Annotated in this window: 22 protein-coding genes and 1 other annotated feature; of the genes, 19 read left to right on the top strand and 3 right to left on the bottom strand. The window is 44.4% G+C overall.

Annotated elements, in window-relative coordinates; translation table 11 throughout:
- Nucleotides 1-105 precede the first annotated feature (105 nt).
- The 6 genes from SPSYN_RS02945 to rsmI are packed head-to-tail and all read left to right on the top strand — an operon-like array spanning nt 106 to nt 5,302.
- Nucleotides 106-1,575 carry an aminotransferase class I/II-fold pyridoxal phosphate-dependent enzyme gene (locus SPSYN_RS02945; RefSeq protein WP_161821031.1) on the top strand — a complete coding sequence of 490 codons (1,470 nt, stop codon included), beginning with the start codon at nt 106-108 and terminating at the stop codon, nt 1,573-1,575.
- Between the two features lie 52 nt (nt 1,576-1,627).
- The gene (tmk, locus tag SPSYN_RS02940) at nt 1,628-2,245 is read left to right on the top strand and encodes a dTMP kinase (RefSeq protein WP_161821030.1); all 618 of its coding nucleotides are present in this window, start codon (nt 1,628-1,630) and stop codon (nt 2,243-2,245) included.
- A gap of 53 nt (nt 2,246-2,298) precedes the next feature.
- On the top strand, nt 2,299-3,297 hold the full coding sequence (gene holB / locus SPSYN_RS02935; protein ID WP_161821029.1) for a DNA polymerase III subunit delta': 999 nt from the start codon (nt 2,299-2,301) through the stop codon (nt 3,295-3,297).
- Nucleotides 3,298-3,303: 6 nt separating this feature from the next.
- Entirely contained in the window at nt 3,304-4,266 is a 963-nt protein-coding gene (locus SPSYN_RS02930) for a PSP1 domain-containing protein (RefSeq protein WP_161821028.1), read from the top strand.
- Entirely contained in the window at nt 4,178-4,435 is a 258-nt protein-coding gene (locus SPSYN_RS16405) for an initiation control protein YabA (protein ID WP_423828273.1), read from the top strand. The genes SPSYN_RS02930 and SPSYN_RS16405 overlap by 89 nt, the downstream gene beginning before the upstream one ends.
- A 9-nt stretch (nt 4,436-4,444) precedes the next feature.
- Nucleotides 4,445-5,302, top strand: a complete 858-nt coding sequence (rsmI, locus tag SPSYN_RS02920) for a 16S rRNA (cytidine(1402)-2'-O)-methyltransferase (RefSeq protein ID WP_161821026.1) — start codon at nt 4,445-4,447, stop codon at nt 5,300-5,302.
- A gap of 29 nt (nt 5,303-5,331) precedes the next feature.
- On the opposite strand, the gene SPSYN_RS02915 is transcribed toward rsmI, so the two are convergent.
- The gene (locus SPSYN_RS02915; protein ID WP_161821025.1) at nt 5,332-5,598 is read right to left on the bottom strand and encodes an AbrB/MazE/SpoVT family DNA-binding domain-containing protein; all 267 of its coding nucleotides are present in this window, start codon (nt 5,596-5,598) and stop codon (nt 5,332-5,334) included.
- 186 nt (nt 5,599-5,784) lie between these two features.
- Nucleotides 5,785-6,036: a binding site (T-box leader), on the top strand.
- Between the two features lie 97 nt (nt 6,037-6,133).
- On the opposite strand from SPSYN_RS02915, the gene metG reads away from it, so the two are divergent.
- From metG to SPSYN_RS02885, 6 genes are all read left to right on the top strand, one after another.
- Nucleotides 6,134-7,690: a methionine--tRNA ligase gene (metG, locus tag SPSYN_RS02910; protein WP_161821024.1), complete on the top strand. Its 1,557-nt coding sequence runs from the start codon at nt 6,134-6,136 to the stop codon at nt 7,688-7,690.
- Nucleotides 7,690-8,511, top strand: coding sequence for a TatD family hydrolase (locus tag SPSYN_RS02905; RefSeq protein ID WP_161821023.1), 822 nt, complete (start codon nt 7,690-7,692; stop codon nt 8,509-8,511). The genes metG and SPSYN_RS02905 overlap by 1 nt, the downstream gene beginning before the upstream one ends.
- A 42-nt stretch (nt 8,512-8,553) precedes the next feature.
- Nucleotides 8,554-9,102 carry a cob(I)yrinic acid a,c-diamide adenosyltransferase gene (gene cobO / locus SPSYN_RS02900; protein WP_243152886.1) on the top strand — a complete coding sequence of 183 codons (549 nt, stop codon included), beginning with the start codon at nt 8,554-8,556 and terminating at the stop codon, nt 9,100-9,102.
- A 422-nt stretch (nt 9,103-9,524) separates the two neighbouring features.
- Nucleotides 9,525-10,454, top strand: a complete 930-nt coding sequence (locus SPSYN_RS02895) for a 3D domain-containing protein (protein WP_161821022.1) — start codon at nt 9,525-9,527, stop codon at nt 10,452-10,454.
- Nucleotides 10,455-10,544: 90 nt separating this feature from the next.
- Nucleotides 10,545-11,414 (top strand): 16S rRNA (adenine(1518)-N(6)/adenine(1519)-N(6))-dimethyltransferase RsmA, encoded by an 870-nt coding sequence (rsmA, locus tag SPSYN_RS02890; protein WP_161821021.1) that lies wholly within the window; start codon nt 10,545-10,547, stop codon nt 11,412-11,414.
- Nucleotides 11,415-11,434: 20 nt separating this feature from the next.
- The gene (locus tag SPSYN_RS02885; protein WP_161821020.1) at nt 11,435-11,905 is read left to right on the top strand and encodes a ribonuclease H-like YkuK family protein; all 471 of its coding nucleotides are present in this window, start codon (nt 11,435-11,437) and stop codon (nt 11,903-11,905) included.
- 9 nt (nt 11,906-11,914) lie between these two features.
- Here SPSYN_RS02885 and SPSYN_RS02880 read toward each other — a convergent pair whose 3' ends face one another.
- The gene (locus tag SPSYN_RS02880) at nt 11,915-12,694 is read right to left on the bottom strand and encodes a glycosyltransferase family protein (protein WP_161821019.1); all 780 of its coding nucleotides are present in this window, start codon (nt 12,692-12,694) and stop codon (nt 11,915-11,917) included.
- A 180-nt stretch (nt 12,695-12,874) separates the two neighbouring features.
- On the opposite strand from SPSYN_RS02880, the gene yabG reads away from it, so the two are divergent.
- From yabG to SPSYN_RS02845, 7 genes are all read left to right on the top strand, one after another.
- Nucleotides 12,875-13,750: a sporulation peptidase YabG gene (gene yabG / locus SPSYN_RS02875; protein WP_161821395.1), complete on the top strand. Its 876-nt coding sequence runs from the start codon at nt 12,875-12,877 to the stop codon at nt 13,748-13,750.
- Nucleotides 13,751-13,806: 56 nt separating this feature from the next.
- Nucleotides 13,807-14,808: a chymotrypsin family serine protease gene (locus tag SPSYN_RS02870; protein ID WP_161821018.1), complete on the top strand. Its 1,002-nt coding sequence runs from the start codon at nt 13,807-13,809 to the stop codon at nt 14,806-14,808.
- Between the two features lie 45 nt (nt 14,809-14,853).
- Nucleotides 14,854-15,246 (top strand): hypothetical protein, encoded by a 393-nt coding sequence (locus tag SPSYN_RS02865; protein WP_161821017.1) that lies wholly within the window; start codon nt 14,854-14,856, stop codon nt 15,244-15,246.
- Between the two features lie 328 nt (nt 15,247-15,574).
- Nucleotides 15,575-17,134, top strand: a complete 1,560-nt coding sequence (locus SPSYN_RS02860; protein WP_161821016.1) for a DUF3794 and LysM peptidoglycan-binding domain-containing protein — start codon at nt 15,575-15,577, stop codon at nt 17,132-17,134.
- Nucleotides 17,135-17,162: 28 nt separating this feature from the next.
- A complete protein-coding gene (locus SPSYN_RS02855; RefSeq protein ID WP_161821015.1) occupies nt 17,163-18,281 on the top strand; it encodes an SPOCS domain-containing protein in 1,119 nt (372 codons plus the stop codon).
- 210 nt (nt 18,282-18,491) lie between these two features.
- Complete coding sequence (locus SPSYN_RS02850) at nt 18,492-18,788, top strand: YbaB/EbfC family nucleoid-associated protein (protein ID WP_161821014.1); 297 nt, start codon at nt 18,492-18,494, stop codon at nt 18,786-18,788.
- 18 nt (nt 18,789-18,806) lie between these two features.
- Nucleotides 18,807-19,058, top strand: a complete 252-nt coding sequence (locus SPSYN_RS02845) for a hypothetical protein (RefSeq protein ID WP_161821013.1) — start codon at nt 18,807-18,809, stop codon at nt 19,056-19,058.
- Nucleotides 19,059-19,157: 99 nt separating this feature from the next.
- On the opposite strand, the gene SPSYN_RS02840 is transcribed toward SPSYN_RS02845, so the two are convergent.
- On the bottom strand, nt 19,158-19,619 hold the full coding sequence (locus SPSYN_RS02840; protein WP_161821012.1) for a hypothetical protein: 462 nt from the start codon (nt 19,617-19,619) through the stop codon (nt 19,158-19,160).
- Nucleotides 19,620-19,889: the final 270 nt, after the last annotated feature.

Here is a 19,889-nt window from a genome sequence, read left to right as displayed (position 1 = left end):
TGATGTAAATGTAATGAAATTGAGGGCCAAAAAAGGTATAACTTGTGGCTCGTTAGTTGACTATATGATAAAATAATATGTTATTAATTTTACAGGAGTAGATCATTGTCGAGCAAGCAGGTACACACTCCTTTAGTAGATGCATTAAAAAAATATAACCAAAATGAGGCTGTACGTTTACATGTACCCGGCCACGGCGGTGGACCGGGACTGCCACTAGCAATGCAGCAAGGTAATCTGCCGGGCTGGGATGTTACTGAACTAGCCGGGTTGGATGACTTGCACAACCCGGCGGGAGTGATCGCTGCAGCTCAACGAGAAGCTGCAGAGCTATACAGCGCCCGATATACTTTTTTTTTAGTGAATGGCACTACGGTTGGTTTGCAGGCTTTGATTGCAGCTACTTGCAGTGAAGCTCGGGCGCTAATCTTACCGCGTAACGTGCACCGGTCGGTGCTAGGCGGTTTGGTGCTTAGTGGTGCCCGTCCAGTGTTTATAGCGCCGGTTATTGTACCTGGATTTAATTTTGCGGCTGGATTTTTGCCGGACAAACTGGAGGACGCCTTGCAACAAAACTTTGAGGCAGGCGCAGTTTTAGCTGTACATCCCTGTTATTATGGGGTGGTGGGTGATTTAGCCGGCGTAGTTAAACTTTGCCGGCAGTACGGGGTGCCTTTGCTGGTGGATGAGGCCCATGGCACACACCTGCGTCTGCACCCTGATCTGCCTGCTGACGCACTGTCTCTGGGCGCTGATGCTGTGGTGCAGAGTGTGCATAAGACTGGGGGCGCGCTGACGCAGGCATCCTGGTTGCACCTGGGCAGTGATCGAATAGCTCAGGAAAAAGTAGCGAATGCGCTACGCTTGCTGCAGACAAGCAGCCCTTCATATATTTTAATGGCCTCACTGGACGCGGCTAGGCGCCAGCTGGCTTTAAATGGCCGGAATAAGCTTGATGAATTATTAAACATAGCTAGTGAGGCAGCGTGGAGGCTCAACGAAATTCCGGGCCTGGCTGTGCTGGGTAATGAACACTTAGTTTGGCCAGGTGCCTTTGGGTATGACCCTACCCGTCTGGTTATTTCGGTTCGGGGGCTGGGAGCAAGCGGGTATGAGATAGCCCGGCAGTTGGCCTCTTTATATGGTATATACCTGGAAATGTCCGATTATTATAACCTGGTGGCAGTTTTATCACTGGGCACAAGTCAGGCGGGTGTGCTAAAATTGGTGAATGCTTTAGCCGAAATTAGCCGGTCAATGGGGGCTGGACATCATATTGGCCAGAATTGTCAAGGACAGCAGGGACTTGATTGGAGCCAATTGTTGCCGCCACAGGTTATGACACCGCGACAAGCTTGGCTGGCGGGGCAAAAAAAAGTTTTGCTTGATGAATCACGGGGATTAGTAAGTGGAGAATTAATTGCAGTTTACCCACCTGGTATAGGGGTAATTTATCCTGGGGAGGAAATTACCCCTGAAATTATAGAATACTTACAACAAGTGCGGGAAATGGATGTGCATATTCAGGGTGCCACGGATCCTACGCTTACATCATTGCTAGTCGTTGATGTGTAAGTTTCTATGGTATTCAACATTAACCATTCGATAAAAAGGGAGCTAAAGGCAATTGTTAGCGGGTAAATTTATTGTATTTGAAGGTATTGATGGAGCAGGGAAAACCACACAGATGCAGCTTTTGGCTGAATTTCTCCATAACAATGACATACCGGTGTTGTGTACCCGTGAACCCGGTGGTACTCAGATTGGGGGCAGACTTCGCGAGGTGCTCTTGGACCGGTCCTGCCATAACATGAGTCACCGTACCGAGGCTTTTCTTTACGCAGCGGATAGGGCTCAACATGTTGCAGAAATAGTAAGGCCTGCGTTAAACAGCGGGGTAACGGTGCTTTGTGACCGTTTTATCTATTCTACCGTTGCCTACCAAGGTTGGGGGCGGGGTATGGAAATAGCATTGTTGCAGCAAATAAATGAACTGGCTACCGATGGGTTGCTACCGGATGCAGTAGTGCTTTTAGATATACCAGTGCTGGTCGGTTTACGCAGGGTATTAAAACATCGCTCTCCTGATCGGTTAGAGGTTGAGCAACAAGCTTTTTTCCAGCGGGTGCGGGAAGGTTATCTTGAGCAGGCCGCTAGGTTGCCAAAAATTTTTCGAGTATTACGAGGAGATGGAGCGGTTGAAATGGTGCATAGGAACATTTTGAAAACGCTCAGCGATTTATAGTAGATAGGCCGGTCTAATGAACATAGGCATTTGTTGTTTGGAGGATAAAAGAGATGTTGTCTCTGCGGGACGTAGTGGGGCATGAACAGGTAGTTAAAAGCCTACAAAGTGCCCTGGCTAATAATTTTGTCAATCATGCCTATACTTTTAGCGGTCCGACGGGGTTGGGCAAAAAATCTGTCGGTTTTGCCTTTGCCCGGGCATTATTGTGTCGCTGTAACCAGGGAGATGCTTGCGGTGAGTGTGACGATTGTAACCGTTCAGAACGGGGCTTGCATCCTGATTTACACATTATCAGCCCGGAGGGAAACTCCATTAAAATTCACCAATTGCGGGCTGTGCAGGAGAGTGCCTCTATTACCGCTTATGGTATGGGCAGACAGGTTTTTTTGATATTACAAGCTGAAAAAATGACTCTAGCTGCCGCTAACTGTTTTTTGAAAACGCTTGAAGAACCTCCTGCCGGAGTAGTGTTTATACTGATTACTGATGAGCCGGCCGGTATGCTGCCAACAGTGCTATCCCGCTGCCAGCAGTATCGCTTTAGTCGTCTGTCTAGAGAAAAAGTGTTGCGGGTTTTAGCTAATAAGGGTTCCGGGGCGTATTATAGTGTAGAAAGTGCCCAGGTGGCTGCAGAGTTGTCCGAAGGATGTCCGGGGCGGGCGCTGGCAATGCTTGAGGATCCTAATAAGCGTATTTCTAGGATAGAGTTGTTAATGCGTATAGTGCGCGGACGTCCAGGCAGTGCATTTTTACCGGTGGACAAACTGACAGAACGGGAAGATTTGGGGGAGTTCATCAATAGTGTGATTCTTATCTTTAGGGACGTCTTAATTTGGCAATTAACCGGCTCTGCAGAACTGTTAATTAATGTAGACCGGCATTCAGATATTATCGAGTTGGCTGGTACTTATGTAAAGCCAGAGGTAATGGATATACTGATAACGGCGGAAAAATCGTCAGATTATCTAGCAAGCAATGTAAACCAGCGCCTTGTGCTTGACTCTTTATTATTTAAAATAACCGGCCAGTGGGATGATGATCGGGGGTAGTGGATATTGCCGTATGCTGTAGTAGGGGTACGTTTTAAAGCGGCGGGTAAAATATATTATTTTGATCCCGGGGAGCTGAATTTATCGGTAAACGATGGGGTTATTGTGGAAACGTCAAGAGGTATTGAGTATGGAACAGTGGTGATTGGTCCTCGGGAAGTGCCTGATGAAGAAGTAGTAGGTGCGTTAAAAATGGTTCTGCGGAGAGCTAATGATGATGATTTGGAACAGCTGCTGGCTAATCGCGAGAAAGAAGCCCGGGCTATGGAGATCTGCCTGGAAAAAATTGAAGGTCATGGGCTGCCCATGAAGCTGGTGGATGTTGAGCAAACCTTCGGTGGTAATAAAATTATCTTTTATTTCACTGCTGATGGGCGAATAGATTTCCGTGAACTAGTCAAAGATTTAGCTGCGATCTTCAGAACCCGTATTGAATTACGTCAGATTGGTGTGCGAGATGAGGCCAAAATGATTGGCGGGTTGGGCTGCTGTGGTAGGGAGCTATGCTGTGCTACTTGGCTGGCCGATTTTGCTTCGGTATCCATTAGAATGGCCAAAGAACAAAACCTTTCACTAAATCCAACTAAAATTTCGGGTATCTGTGGCCGATTAATGTGCTGCCTAAAATTTGAAAATGAGGTTTACGAGCAGGCCAGAGAAGGTTTTCCCGAACTTGGTAAAAAAGTAACTACTCCCGATGGCAATGGCCGGGTGAGTAGTATTAATATTATTAAGCAAACGGTTAATGTTGAGCTACGGGAAAGTAAGCTGGTCAAAGAGTATCCATGCAGCCTAATCGAAATGGAATCCGTGGAGGGTGATCATGTTGAAGCCCCTGACGATAAAAATGAAAGCACTGGAGTCCAGGACACAAGATCTGTTGTCAGAAATCAAAAATCTGAAAGATGTTGTAGAATTGCTCGAAACAGAAAATGCAAGGCTACGACAACACTTAATCCAGATGTATAAGCAAGATAGGAATGAAGTCTTATCGGGTGTCTCACATAAGGTAACAGGGCAACAAAATTTGACTAATCTGCATAACCAGGGTTTTCACATATGTAATGTATATTTTGGCCAAATGCGGGAAAGCGAGTGTTTATTTTGCGCCGCTTTTTTACATCGCGAACAGGGGTGATGGTTGAGCATGACAGGGAAAACCAGTGGCGTCTTGTACCTTTGTGCAACACCGATCGGCAATTTAGAAGATATTACCTTACGAGCACTTAAAGTATTGCGGGAAGTGGACTTGGTTGCGGCTGAAGACACACGTCGTACCCGCAAGTTGTTTAGCCATTATGGTATTCACACTGCTCTAACCAGCTATCATGAGCATAATCGTCAGGCCAAGGGTGGCTATATTATAGAACAGTTGAACGGTGGCCGAAATGTGGCTTTGGTTAGTGATGCGGGAACGCCAGGCATTTCCGACCCGGGTGAAGAACTGGTAAAGGCGGCTCTGGAAAATGGCATCGAGGTGACACCGCTGCCAGGACCCAGTGCTTTGTTGGCTGCACTGACTGTATCCGGCCTGCCACTGGACAGGTTTGTATTTGAAGGTTTTTTGCCTACCAAGCACAAAGAGCGTAGCAAGCGGCTGTCTGAACTAGCCAAGGAACCCAGAACAATTGTTGTGTATGAGTCGCCTCACCGGTTGTTGAAAACGTTAGGTGAATTGATTGATGCTTTTGGTAGGCGGCAAGCATGTGCCGCCCGGGAACTGACTAAAATGCATGAGGAAGTACAGCGTGGTACATTAGACCGGTTGCAAGAGCACTTTAAAAGACAGTCGCTTAGGGGGGAGTTTGTGTTGGTTATCGAAGGCTGTTCCGTAAAAGATGAGCAAGAACAATTAATATATAGAAATTCTGCCTTGTCGCCGGAGGAGTTCGTCCATATGCTGAAGGAGGAAGGAGTATCTCCCAGTAAAGCGATAAAAATAGTATCCCGCCTGAGGAATATCCCCCGACGGGAATTGTACAAAGAAATAAATAGCTCCCAATAAAAAATATTCACTTACTTATGTATCAAGCATTACATCGCTTTTGCATCTTCTTTTACATTTTCAAACATAGCCAGAGCGCAACTCCGGCAGACCAGTTTGCCTTTGTAATGCTGTACATCAGTAGCATTGCCGCAGAATACACAGGCTGGCTCATATTTCTTTAAGATAATTTTTTCTGCATCAACGTAAATTTCCAGAGCATCTTTTTCATCAATACCTAGTGTTCGACGTAATTCAATGGGAATTACCACGCGGCCAAGCTCGTCCACTTTTCTTACAATACCAGTTGATTTCATGTCTTCCCCTCCTTAACAACAAAACATATTCGACATTTATTGATTTAAATCCACAAGTAAATGGTACCAGTGATGGCAGTAAAAGTCAACATATTTTTAATAATTAATGGTTTTTTTTGTATAAAAGCTCTTGATTTAGGGAAAACTTGACAAGATAGACTGCTTTACTTTAAAATCATTGTAATGATACAGGTTATGATGGAGAGGAGTAAATACGGAATAACCGCCCAGCGAGTGGGGTAGGTGTGAGCCCATCGGGGAAACCGTATTGAACATGGCTCCGGAGCTGTTGGCTGAATGCAATAGTAGGTCGTACCGGTTAAGCGCCGTTATCAGCTTGAGGTATTTGGGAATAATTTCCCTATACTAAAATGAGGCCTTTTTATATTAAAAAGGTGGAATAAGGGTGGTAACGCGGAAGTATTTTTCGCCCCTGGGTAAACCGGGGGCGTTATTTGTTTTAAAGCTACGTATACTAGATAGCTATTATTAGAAAACAGTTGCGATTAATTAATTTTTCAGGGAGGAGCATTACATGCAAACTAGTAAAACATTTTACATAACTACACCGATTTATTATCCTAGCGATAACCTTCATATTGGCCATGCCTATACCACGGTGGCGGCCGACGCACTGGCCCGGTTTAAAAAACTTACCGGCTATGAAGTTAGGTTTTTGACGGGTTCCGATGAACATGGTCAGAAAATTGAACGCTCTGCCCGTGAGCGAGGTGAGACACCACAAGAATATGTTGACAAAATTGTAGCAGGTTTTAAAAATCTCTGGCATAGTTTAAACATCAGCTACGATGATTTCATTCGCACTACTGAAGACAGACATAAAATTGTAGTACAAAAAGTTTTCCAAAAATTATACGATCAGGGAGATATTTATAAGGCCAGTTATAAAGGGTGGTACTGTACGCCTTGCGAAACACTTTGGACAGAGGCTCGCTTGGAAAACGGCAGCTGTCCCGACTGCGGACGCTCTGTAGAACAACTGGAAGAGGAAAGTTATTTCTTTAAGATTTCCAAGTATGCCGACCGTATGCTTAAGTACATCGAGGATAACCCAGACTTTATTCAACCTGCATCTCGGCGTAATGAAATGGTCAGTTTTATTAAAAGCGGACTCGAAGATTTATGCGTATCCCGCACTACTTTTGACTGGGGTATACCTGTACCCTTTGACGAAAAGCATGTCATTTACGTGTGGGTAGATGCCCTAACCAATTATATTTCTGCCCTGGGGTACGGCGAGGAAGACGATATGCTGTTTCAAAAATTCTGGCCGGCTGATATTCACCTGGTGGGTAAAGATATAGTGCGTTTTCATACCATTATTTGGCCTATTATACTGATGGCTTTGGAACTGCCTCTGCCCAAGCAGGTGGTGGGGCACGGTTGGGTGCTGCTGGATAGTGGGAAGATGAGCAAGTCTAAAGGCAATGTAATAGACCCACTGGTGCTGATTAACAAGTACGGTGTCGATGCTATCCGCTACTACCTACTTCGGGAAATGCCTTTAGGCGCTGACGTGATTTATTCAGAGGAAGCGTTGGTACACCGCATTAATGTCGACTTGGCCAATGATTTCGGCAATTTGTTCAACCGTACCTGCGCTATGGTTAACAAATATTTCAAAGGGCGCTTGCAAACACCATCTGTTCCCGAGGGGCCGGACAATGAACTTATTCAGTTAGCCCAGTCAATGCCGTTAGAGGTGGAGGAGTTTATGGAACGCCGGGAATTTTCCAATGCTCTGGCGGCTATATTGCGCCTGGTAGGCCGGGCCAATAAGTACCTGGAAGAAACTACGCCCTGGGCGCTAGCCAAGGAACCGGCTAAGCAGGACCGCTTAAATACAGTGCTTTACAATGTAGCAGAGGCTTTGCGCTTTGCCACAGTAGCGGTAACACCGTTTATGCCTGGGTTGCCTAAAAGGGCTTGGCCACTATTAGGCATTGAAAATCAGCCTCACCTTTTCACCTGGGGGTCATTGCAATGGGGACAACTACCAAACGGTACAGAACTTAAGCGTGGAGAACCACTGTTTCCGCGCATTGATACAGCTCTTTTGGAGGAAGCATAATGGATTTAGAGACTCAACAAATAAAGCAGGAAACGGGTAAGACGTTAGCTGGCGAGCTGTTTGATACCCATGCTCACCTGTACGATGAACAATTTACCGCAGAACTTGACCAGATATTTAGCCGAATGATCGCAGCTGGGGTTAAACGGGTAATGTGCGTGGGTTTTGATGTGAATTCTTCTAAGCAAGCAGTAATAATGGCGGAAAGCCGCCCTGGCGTGGCGGCTGCAGTGGGTGTGCACCCGCACGATGCTGAGGATGCAACTCCGGATTACCTATCCCTGCTGGCCGATATGGCCGGCCATCCCCGGGTAGCGGCTGTGGGTGAAATCGGCCTTGATTATTACCGGGATCTTTCACCACGGCCGGTGCAACAGCGGGTATTTCGGGAACAGCTGGCCCTGGTTCGGGAGCTTGAAATGCCGGTGATCATTCATGCTCGGGATGCCTTTGGTGACCTGATGAATATTTTACGCCGGGATGGCATCAGTCAGGCCGGTGGAGTGATTCACTGTTTTAGCGGCAGCTGGGAGGTAGCCAAGGAGGCTATGGAAATGGGGTTTTATATTTCCCTGGCCGGACCGGTAACCTATAAAAAAGCCCCAAGATTACAGGAAATTGCTGTGCGAGTACCGAAAGAACGTTTGTTGATAGAAACCGATTGCCCTTTCTTGACCCCGGAACCCTTTAGGGGACGGCGCAATGAGCCGTCATATGTGCGCTATGTGGCGGAACATATTGCGACACTACGGGATATAACGCTGGAGGAACTTGCCCAGTTGACTACGGATAACGCTAAGAAGCTTTTTCGTGTGGATTAAGTACTAAATTATGGTTTGCGGGGTAAATAGGAGGTGGCTGCTTTGTTTGCAAAAATATCTGGTGCCTCCAAAGGTTTAACGATCGTATTTACCGGTAATGGCAAGGGAAAAACCACTGCAGCGTTGGGTATGGCGTTGCGGGCATGGGGTCAGGGTATGAGAGTTTTGGTTTTACAGTTTATTAAGGGCGGCTGGAAATGCGGTGAACTAGAAGCTGCTGAAAAGCTAGGTCCTAACTTTGTCTTGCTACAGATGGGGGAAGGATTTATTTGCGGTGCCAATGATGAGGATTGGGAGGTGCACTGCACAGCTGCCCAACACGCACTGGAAAATGCGAAAAAAGCTATACGTGAAGGTTCGTTCGATATGGTAGTACTTGATGAAATAAACTACGCTATGTACTATGGCCTTGTGGATGTGGAGTCTGTTCTGGATATTATCCAAAGCAAACCACCTGGTTTGCATTTAGTGCTTACCGGGCGTTATGCAGATGACGAGGTGGTAAGGTTGGCTGATCTGGTAACCGAAATGAGAGAAGTAAAACACCCATTGGCCGCAGGTATTAAAGCTCAAAAGGGTATTGAGTTTTAAGTGCTTAATATTGATGGAAAATAATTGCAGCTGCTTTTAGCAGCTGTTTTTTTAGCCTTATAATAATTAAGGATACAAAAATATATGAAATTAATGTAACAAATAATTGGACAGTTTGCATAGAATAAATAAAGGTGAGTGTGTTGAACAATTTAATCATCATTGCAGGAAAAAGACAACAGGCAGAGAATATATATATATCCTAGTATTACCGGTGATAGCCTCTCACTTATTTTAACTTTAAACTATATTTAATCATAGTTTATAAGAGTATAAAATTTTTTACAGTACAGATTGTAACTGTAGGACTTTGTGCCGGTAAAGATTCAAGTTGCAATAATTTGACGGAGGGGATAATTATTAAACAAACGGAGGAGTGTACCACATCCGACAACTTCTTTAATGGAAGGGTTGCGTCAGCCTTGCTAGCTGTTTTACTGTTGGTTGTGACTATCATTTCAGCATATCAGGGAGCTCAAAAGAAAATAAACTTGTTGGTGGATGGCAAACAATGGCAAGTGCATACTTTTAGTAACAATGTTGATGGACTTTTGCAGGAAGAGGGAGTGGTCCTTGCTGAACAGGACAGGGTTACTCCCGGTGCGGCTGCGGTTCTTGAGGATGGCATGACGGTTATAGTGCGCCGGGCTGTGCCGGTGCAATTGCAAGTGGGTTATGAAAAGTACCGGTTAATGAGTTCTGCTGAGACGGTTGGAGAATTACTTAAGGAAAAAGGTGTGGTGCTTGGGGCGCGGGATATGGTTACCCCCGGCCTTACTGCCAAGCTGGAAAAAGAAACGCGTATTCAAGTTGACCGGATTACTAGTCAGGTAATTGAAGAAAAAGTAGCTATCCCCTACAAGGTTCAGCGGAAAAGTGATGAAACTTTGCTTAGGGGAACTATGAAGGTAATTAACAGCGGCAAAGAAGGATTGCAAAGAAAAGTCTGGGAAAAAGTGTATAAAAACGGTATAATGATGGAAAAACGGCTTTTGGCCAGCAGTGTGTTGCATGAGCCTGTAGACCGGGTGGTTCAGGTGGGTACTATGCGGACTGTTTCCAGGGGAGGCAATACATTAAGGTTCTCGCGCGCTTATGACATGGTAGCAACTGCTTATACCCATACCGGCAATAATACTTCTACTGGGGTAAGTCCCTATGTGGGGGTTGTGGCAGTGGATCCGTCGGTTATTCCAATGGGCAGCCGACTGTATGTGGAAGGGTATGGTTACGGCAGGGCGATGGATAAAGGTTCGGCCATTAAAGGGAATCGCATTGATGTTTTTATGGATACCCAAAGTCAGGCATTAGGCTGGGGAAGGCGTTCGGTGAAAGTATATTTACTTGAATAAAAAGGAGGCTAATGCCTCTTTTTTTTATTTTCATGGCTAAACTGATATGATAGAAGTAAATTTGTTATAAAAAATTTGCGGAGGTATTGTATGTTCGACCCTACATCACCAAGTGTCATAAGAGATTTATTGCAACGTCACAAGTTTAGAATTAAAAAAAAATTTGGGCAAAATTTTTTAATAGACGGTAATATTATAAATAAGATATTGTATGCGGCTGATTTGAATAATATGGATAAAGTGGTGGAAATCGGCCCGGGGATGGGTGCTCTTACTTATAGACTCTCTAAAGTAGCCAAGCAGGTGTTTGCCGTGGAAATTGACCGCGCTGTGCTGCCATTGTTGAGCGAAACATTGGATGGACTGGAGAATGTGGCGCTGATTGAGGCAGATGCTTTAAAAATTAACTTCGACCAGTTAGTACAGGAAAGAACCGGTAATATAGCAGGAGGGTATAAGGTGGTAGCAAACTTGCCGTATTATATTACTACCCCCTTAATTATGCATTTACTAGAACGACATTCCAACGTTCGAAAAATAATTGTAATGGTTCAGGAGGAGGTTGCCAGGCGGCTTACGGCTTCCCCGGGTACTAAGGATTACGGGGCTCTTACTGTTGCTGCAAATTATTATGCGGAGGTAGAGATGGCTTTCAAGGTGCCTCGCACTGTATTCTTGCCGCGGCCAGAAGTGGATTCGGCAGTAGTAAGCATGACGGTAAGGGAAGTTCCGGCGATAAATGTTAAAAATCAGCATATTTATTTTGCCCTGGTTAAGGCAACCTTTCAACAGAGACGCAAAACACTGCTTAATGCATTGAGCAGCATGGATAAAGACTTGCCGAAGGACAGATGGCTTGACATTTTTAAGCAGGCTGATATTGACCCGGTACGTCGAGGTGAGACGCTAAATATACAGGAGTTTGCCCGCTTAGCCGATGCCTATACTATTAACAGGTAAACATAAAGGAGATGGACTAATTGTTTTTCATCAGTCCTTCCAGGGGGAAGTTGTCTTTTGTTGAAATGATGGATGATGTAATCACTTATATCAAGGGTCTGCCTAGTTCATCATACAAAATTATCATTGGCACTGATTCTATGGTAAAAAATGAAACTTGTTTTGTAACTGCCGTTGTGGTGCATCGCTTGGGTAAGGGGGCCAGGTATTATTATCGAAAAAAAATACAGCGCAAGATTAAGAGCCTGCGTCAAAAAATATTTTATGAAACAGCCCTCAGTCTGGAACTAGGTGGTAAAATTACTGCATATTTCTCGGAAAGTGGTTTTGCTGAATTACCGGTTGAGGTTCATATTGACGTGGGGGCTCAAGGTGAAACCCGTGATTTAATTAAAGAGGTTGTGGGTATGGTTGTTGGCAGTGGCTTTCAAGCTAAAATTAAACCCGATGCTTACGGTGCATCCTCTGTGGCGGATAGGCATACTAAATAAGGTTAATGCCTACCCTCCAATCAAGTCTAAGCGCCGTTCCCGGTGATAGCCGATATAGACATGGCCGTCTAAAGACCTGGGGCCAATTTGGCCGTCATTAGCGTGCAGAGCGGACAGGCAATCACCAATAATGGTTTCCGTAATTTTGATGGTGTGGTCGGCGCTGCGCAGGGGTGAACCTAACTGCGTATGGATAATCTCCGCTGCTATCCCGATGTGCAGGCCAGCCCGGGCTGCCTTGGCCAATAGCATAGGAGGTACAGCAAAATCAACGGGGCTTGTCAACCGGAGCAGTCTGCTGGAAACGGCATGGGGACCATGAGATGGTGTTGCCGTACCAATAATATTGAATATTTGCAAGTTACGATTTAGCCTTTCCCTCACTTTAAGGAGACGTGCAGCTGGAGGGCTAATATCAAGTTTTGCATTTATTGGGTAACAATTGGTTAAGGCTAGATCCAGTCCTTGTTTCTGAACAGCTAAAACTAATTTGGTCAGCATATCTTTATTGGCACCGTACATATCACCGTCAACAAACAATACCCCATCAGCCCCCAACCGTACTGCTTCTACTGCACCTACTGCACGGGGTACATCTATACCTAGTGGTTCGGCAAAATATAATGGGGCAAGGAGAGGGCAATTTAATTGTTCTAAAACATCCATAGAATTATCAGTGCAGCCGTTAAGCACGGGCATAATGCAATCTAAATACTCAACAGGCAAATTGTTTATAACGTTTGCCAGGCTTTTTGCTTCGTTTTTAGCCGGTATTACTGCAACAAACATTGTATTGCCTCCTCTTTATGAGCATAGAGAACACTAGTGTTTTTATATGGTAATTTAGAGTATGCCGTCCTATGGTTAAAGTTTCTTAACCATGGGACGGCATTTTATTTGCCCGGTAATTCACACCTTAGCCCTATTAATTCATAAGATGTAGAAAAACAATGGAGGGGCTGAGCAAAGCTGGATATAAAAGTTGGTGATGTAGTAGGGCGAATGTCATACGGATTGGATATTTATTTTAAGGTAATGGATATTTACGAGGATGAAAATGGTAACCAAATAGCTCGTTTAAATGGTCTGGACATGAGGCTTTGTGCGAATGGGCCGCTTTCCGATTTAGTTAAAATTGAACCAGGAAAATTGGCGGATTACTGGCGGATGACGATGAGCAAAAATCACGATGCCATGCGTCGAGTTTTTATGCGACGCCAGAAGGACCGGGAAACTTTATTATTGCGGTCGGTACCTGGGAAAGAAAAAGAGGAACTGGAAAGCTTTGATGTTCCAGGCCGGGTGCTGCATATCGATGGTGACGGTGACTATCTTGATTTGTGTATGACCACATACCGTCAGCTACAAATACCTGCTGAGGGTTATAACATTCCAGAAAATATGCAGGCACAAAAAGTATATGACTTACTTGTAAAGCACCGGCCTGATTTACTGGTGCTTACCGGACATGACGGTTTTAAAAAAGGCACCAAGGATTTTTCAGATATAAATAATTATCATAGCTCCAGTTATTTCGTAACTGCTGTGAAAGAAGCGCGTCGTTACGAAAAAAGCAGGGATGATCTGGTCATTTTTGCCGGAGCTTGTCAATCTCATTATGAATCGCTGCTTGAGGCAGGGGCCAATTTTGCCAGTTCTCCCAAGCGGGTTTTGATTCATGCCTTTGATCCGGTGTTTGTTATGGAAAAAATCGCCTACACATCTATTTATGATCCAATATCACTGAAGGACATTATAACAGGCACCATAACCGGATTTGATGGTATTGGTGGCATGGAAACTAGAGGCAGGTACCGTATGGGGGTTCCTCGATCTCCTTACTAAGCAGTAACCGTTTTCCACTGCCATGAATAAAATGCCATCAATAAGGAGGTGTAATCATGGAAAGGCATTATCGCGTCCTTGATAAGGTGCAGAGCCGTATTTTAAGAATGCCTAATGTTGTTGGTGTAGGCGTAGGTTATAAACAGGTGGGCCTAACACGAACTGAAAAACCTGCGATCATTGTTTTTGTAGAAAAAAAATTACCTGCGGCTGAATTAAGTCGCAGTAAAAAATTACCTAAGAAGATAAACGGTTTGGAGACTGATGTTATCGAAATTGGCCGGGTCAAATTGCTAGAAAGGAATATGAAAATGCGCCCTGCTCTTCCTGGTAGCAGTATAGGTCATTATAAAATTAGTGCCGGGACATTCGGAGTTATTGTTAAAGATAAAAAATCCGGGGAAAAGCTAATTCTGTCTAACAATCATATCTTGGCTAATGGCTCAAATGGCAGCGACGGCCGGGCAAATCTGGGTGATGCAATCTTACAGCCGGGACCCTATGACGGAGGAAGGCAAAGTGACAAGATTGCAGAACTGGTCAGATTTGTTCCATTAATTAGAGCTGCCGAGCCCTCCGATTGTCCGGTAGCAGCTGGAATTGCCAATATTGGTAACTGGTTTATTAAGCTGGTACGGCCGGCATATGAAATGCGCTTTTATAAATATAGCAGTACAACTAACATAGTGGATTGCGCAGTGGCTAAGCCGATAAATGACGAATTAATTGGCGAGGATATAGTTGAGTTAGGTGCGGTGTCCGGGGTAGGGGTTGTTCAGGAAAATATGTGGGTGCAAAAAAGCGGACGGACTACGGGAGTTACCTCCGGGCATGTTACTGCTATGGGTGTTACATTAAAAGTAAGCCTATCGGATGAAGAGTCAGGCTGGTTTAGTGATCAGGTCGTAGCCGACTTATTTTGTCAGCCTGGTGATAGTGGTTCGTTGATTATAGATAAAGAAAACAAAGCAGTAGGCTTATTGTTTGCCGGTTCAAATTCTCATTGTATATTCAACCGTATACAAAATGTAATTAATTTATTGGAGATTGAACTTTAGTACGGAACGGGGGCTAAGGAGTAATGCAGGGAGGAGGTTTGATAGGTGATAGTATACCAGAGTAGCGATGTAGCCCTCTCTTTTTTTAATGATATTCCTGCTATTGGCCCCCGCTTACCAAATAAGGAAGATGCCATTAAAGTGGCGGAAAGTTACATGCAATTAATTGATAAGCTAGCCAGGGGGGAAAAGGGTAACCCGCGCTGCCGCATTAGTTTTTTAAAGCAAACTGACGGTCTTTATACATTGATATTAAGGGGTTCAGATATGGCTTTAGAGACTCTGAGTAATTTGGATGAGTTGATGCTACTGCGTTTTAAAAAAGGACTGAAAACAAAATTATTCATTTTAACCTGCTTTTTTAACGATCAAGATGATAATGTGGTATGCCTTGCTCTTACTGAAGGGGTGGGCGCAGTACTTTATTCTCCGGGATGAGGAATAATAATAGCAAAAGTACCGGGTGAAACAACACCCGGTACAATATTATACCATTTGGCCCGTTATTTGTGATAACTAAATTTTTCATTACAAATGCTATTTGTTTACCGTATTTTATGGGAAAACTAGCCTAGTTTATCCAAATTACTATACATAACTCATATTGTATCATTAGTATCAACTGTCCATGAATTGGATGCCTGGGATGGAAAAAGGATTTCTAAGGTCCTTTTTTTTATTTTTATTTACATAGACAATATTGTCTGCACATTTTAGACATTCCCTCATATATTATTATAGAACTCTCATGAAAGGAGGAGATTGTATGGTTGCTGCCCAGACACCGGTTAAGGAAACTATTACCGTGAACCAGGTGGTTAGCGAAAATTCCCAGCAAACAGTGGTGCGTGGGAAATTCATGATACCTGACCCCAAACCGGACGTGGAACAAATTATCTCCACGGATAAGACGGCTAGCGTCAAAAAAACCAGACTTTTGCCTGATAAAGTAGTGGTTGAAGGAATACTAACTTTGCAAATTGTATATGTGGCCTTCGAACCAGATCAATCAGTACACCATATGCACGGGCAGGTTCCTTTTACCGCCTACGTTGATTTGCCGGGTGCACTGCCCGACATGGACGTCAAAGTAAACGTTGTGGTGGAGGATGTTAAGCTTAATACCAGCAGTAGGGATGTGCGGCAGTTTGATGTGATAGCGGTGCTGGATATATCGGCCAAAGTGACCGAGACCCAGGAAGTAGAAGTGCTTACCCAGGCACCGGACAATAGCAATGCTACCTACGACGTTATTCATATTGATGACGTGGTAGGACGTGAATCCAAGCAGGTTATTGTAAGTGATGAGTTTGATGAGCCAGACGAAAAACCTGAGCCGATTAAGATTTTGGATGTGGATTCTACTGTCGAGATCACAGACACCCGTATTGTCTCAGATAAGGTAATTGTTGATGGCGAATTAACTCTACAGATAATGTATGTAGGTGCGGTGCCGGAACAATCTGTGCATAATATGCACAAAACAATAAAATTCACAGATTTTATAGAAGTGCCTGGGGCTGACCCGGAAATGGATGTGGTTGTAGATGCCATAGTAGAAGATTGTGATGTCGAGATTAAAGGAGACCCATTCTTCAGCGCAAACTGTGTGATAAAACTGGAAGCCCGGGTTACTGAGCCGCGGGAAGTCAGAGTCGTTACCGAATGCACAGGCTCTACGGTAAAAACAGTTGAATTAAATGTGGAGCATGTTGTTGGCGATGATTCTGCACAGGTAGTAGTGCGGGAAACTTTTGAAACCCCGGACCCCAAGCCCTGCCCGGAAAAGGTTCTCAATATATCTATAGAAGAAATCAAAATAACAGAAGAAAAAATTATAAGAGACAAAGTAATTACCAAGGGATATGTGGACGTTAAGATTGTCTACGTTTCCGCTAAGCCTGATCAGGCGGTGCATGCCATGCACCAGCGGCTTAATTTCCGCACCTTTGTGGAAATTAAAGGAGCCCTTAACGGTATGGATGTCGATGTCAAGCCCATGGTGGAATACATTAATGCCGAAGCAGCGGACGATTGCGATGTCAATGTCGAGGCTGTCATCAAGATCAGGGTTCGGGTAACCGAAACACTACGCCGGTCTGTGTGTGCCGACCTTGTGGAAGACGAAGACGAGGAAGAGGAAGAGGAAGAATGCCCCGTTGGCGAGGTAATTGATTACACAATTAAGTCTGGTGAAACTCTTTTCGAGTTAGCCCGGCGCTACAGTACCACCGTGAATAGGATATTGGCTGAAAACCCGGGGATAAACCCCAAAAATTTACAAGTTGGCCAGGTAATTAGGATTCCCTGCGGAGCTAAAGGTTAATTAATAAATTACTAAAGGAGGTTCTGATATGCCAATACAATATTTTTACAGCGAGCCTGATAACGTTTTATGCGTAAAAATAAAGGTTCCGGTGGTTTTGGCAGAAGAAGAAGTGCAGGTGATTGTCGATAACGTAGCCGCACTGCCCGAGCTTGCCCAGAAAATTGATCATATCGATGCCCGGTTAGATGACTTTGATGCCCGGCCGGTATTTTTACATGAAAATGGTGATCGCTGGGTTAGTGTAATTGAGGAAGAGGGTTGGGAGCGTTTTGGCTGGCACTGTGATATGCACCGCATGCCGGTAGTGCGCAAGGTGTTAGTCAGTGGTACACTGCACAAGCAGATTTATTATGTGGATAAGAATGACCACGTCAAGCATGTGGGTGAGGATATCCCCTTTGCCGATGATGTGACTTTGGATGTAGCACAGCCTGTGGTGAATGAGGACGATGTACACGTTCAATTGCACCACAAAAAAATAGATATGCGCTGGGAGTTGCGGCGAGGTTCCCGGGTTCACCAGACAGGGATAATGATTTTCCAGGTTAAGGTAGTAGAGGAAAGGCAGATTTTCGTACAGGTATGCCCTCAGCTAGACCGCAAGTGCGTTCGTGGTGTCAATTTGCTTAAGGACGGCAACTTTGAGGCCTGGGGCACCAATACCACCCCGGTATTTTGGGGAGCTAGTAATGTGTTACGTTATAATAACGGTGCTTTAATGGGCAATATCCCTAATGAGCCGGCTTCATTGTTCCAAACGGTTAATCGGCACGGTGCCAACAATAACAATATTGTGCCTACAGGAGAGTACCGGTTGTGCTTTGATGCCTCAGAAATACCAAACTTTAGGACAGTTTTAGGTGGCACAGCTTCCTTTAATTTAACGGCCGAGTTGTTGTTCTATGATCTATACGGTAACCTGATCAGCGGTGAAAGCAGGAGCTTTAATGCGGGGCAAATTATGGATAGTGATTTTTCAAACTTCTGCTTCAATGCTACTGCTCCTGAAGAAGCTCGGGAAGCACTGGTGAGATTTACCTTTGAGCCAAATGCCTTAAACACCAGCGCTGTGGTCATTGACAATGTCAAACTGGAGTGCATGCGGGTGCAGGACCGGTATTATGAGCAATTTACCCAGGGTTAAGCAGTAATTAAAAGTTGTGAATAAGCTAACAAAAGAGATGGTTTAAGGCCATCTCTTTTTTCTTAATTGGCTGCTGGGCACAGCATATCTATTTCTCGCTAATAGAATGCTGCTCAACCTGATAGGGATTTATTGTTATTTGTTTTGTTAACTATTTCAACTGGCTAAGCATATATTTGATTAGAGTTAGAAAACGAAGGGGGAAAAGCTATGATGAACAATATGAGTAACTTCATGCCGCTTGTTCAGGAGTTACAAGAACAGCTGAAAAGTATGACGGTAAAAGTCAGTGCGGGTGAAGGTTCGGTGGAGTTAGTAATGAACGGCAACCAGGAGGTAGTGCAGCTGTATTTCAAACCCGCTTTGCTGCAAGATCCTGCCCAGTTAGCCCAGTTAACTGCAAACGCTTTTAACGAAGGTATGCGTGAATCTAAGAAAATGGTGCGAGAGCAATTATCTAAAATTACGGGTGGTTTGGCCATACCTACTGTGCCGGGTTTGATTTAACTAATAAGGTATAGTATTATGCCCGGCGATGACCTGAAAAAAAGAATGAACGAATTTTTAGAAATAAAAGATAAGTATAACCTGGATAATGAAAAATTTTTATTATTTATGAGCCTAATTAATTTAATTGGTATTGTCAACCTGCTGGAGATGCGGGCAGAAGGTGGTGTACAGGGAAGCAGTACCAGTCGTTCCCAAGATATGGTGCCTTTTTTGGGTATGTTCGGAGGCCATAAGGGTAGGGTACCTACTGATGGCACTCAAAAATAGATAGGACGGCCGAGAAGGCCGTCCTGGTTGGTTAAATGACGTAAATGCATCCAGGCTTAGCTAGACTGACAGTGTTTGGTGATAGTGGTTAATAGGTGCCTAATGACGCACACCGGCAGGGAGCACTGCTGGAGGCTGTGTAATTTCTATTGAACTGATTATTTTATTAATACCCGTAGATGGCGGGCTATCGAGATCTCCCGGAGTTGCTGAACCTTGAGCAGAATTATTGTCTAGGGGCTGTTCCGGGTAAATTAAATCAGGCTTCTTATAGTTTGGTTTTAGGGTCTGCTCGAGAGGAAGCTGCTTTTCTAACGGTAGATTAATATCCAGCTCGCTCTCGGATGGTTCCTGCGGTAGGTTGTTATTTGGGGCAATCACAAGTTGATAAACAGCAGTTTGCATCATTTCTATACCCTTTTGCATATCAATGACTGTATGTTGAATGCTATCAATTAGGTCAATTAACCGGCGCATCCAGGGTTCCGGGTTTTGCTTCCCCAAGACCAGCATGATAATCAAAGGAAATACTTCCCCAAAATTTAATATTGAGCGGTTCATGTAATTCTCCTTTCGTTCAGTTATTTAAGTGTTTTGCATAATCCATAAGCCAATAGAATCAAGGGTTTCAAGGCCACAAAAAAGGACTTCACCCCTTGTTTTGCCGAATATTACAAGTAGCACCTAATAACAAACGACAAAAACCAGAGGTGAAGTTACTTGTATATTCAACAACAGTGCCTGTTTTCCTTTGACGAAATTATGAAACTGCAACCGGAAACCCGGTTAGAAAAGATTTTTCATACCCTCGATCTTAGCCCCATTATTGAT

It is taken from the genome of Sporotomaculum syntrophicum (assembly GCF_009932395.1).
Taxonomy (GTDB): domain Bacteria; phylum Bacillota; class Desulfotomaculia; order Desulfotomaculales; family Desulfallaceae; genus Sporotomaculum; species Sporotomaculum syntrophicum.
The sequence above is the reverse complement of the archived record's forward strand: the minus strand, read 5'-3'. Positions and strand labels throughout refer to the sequence as shown.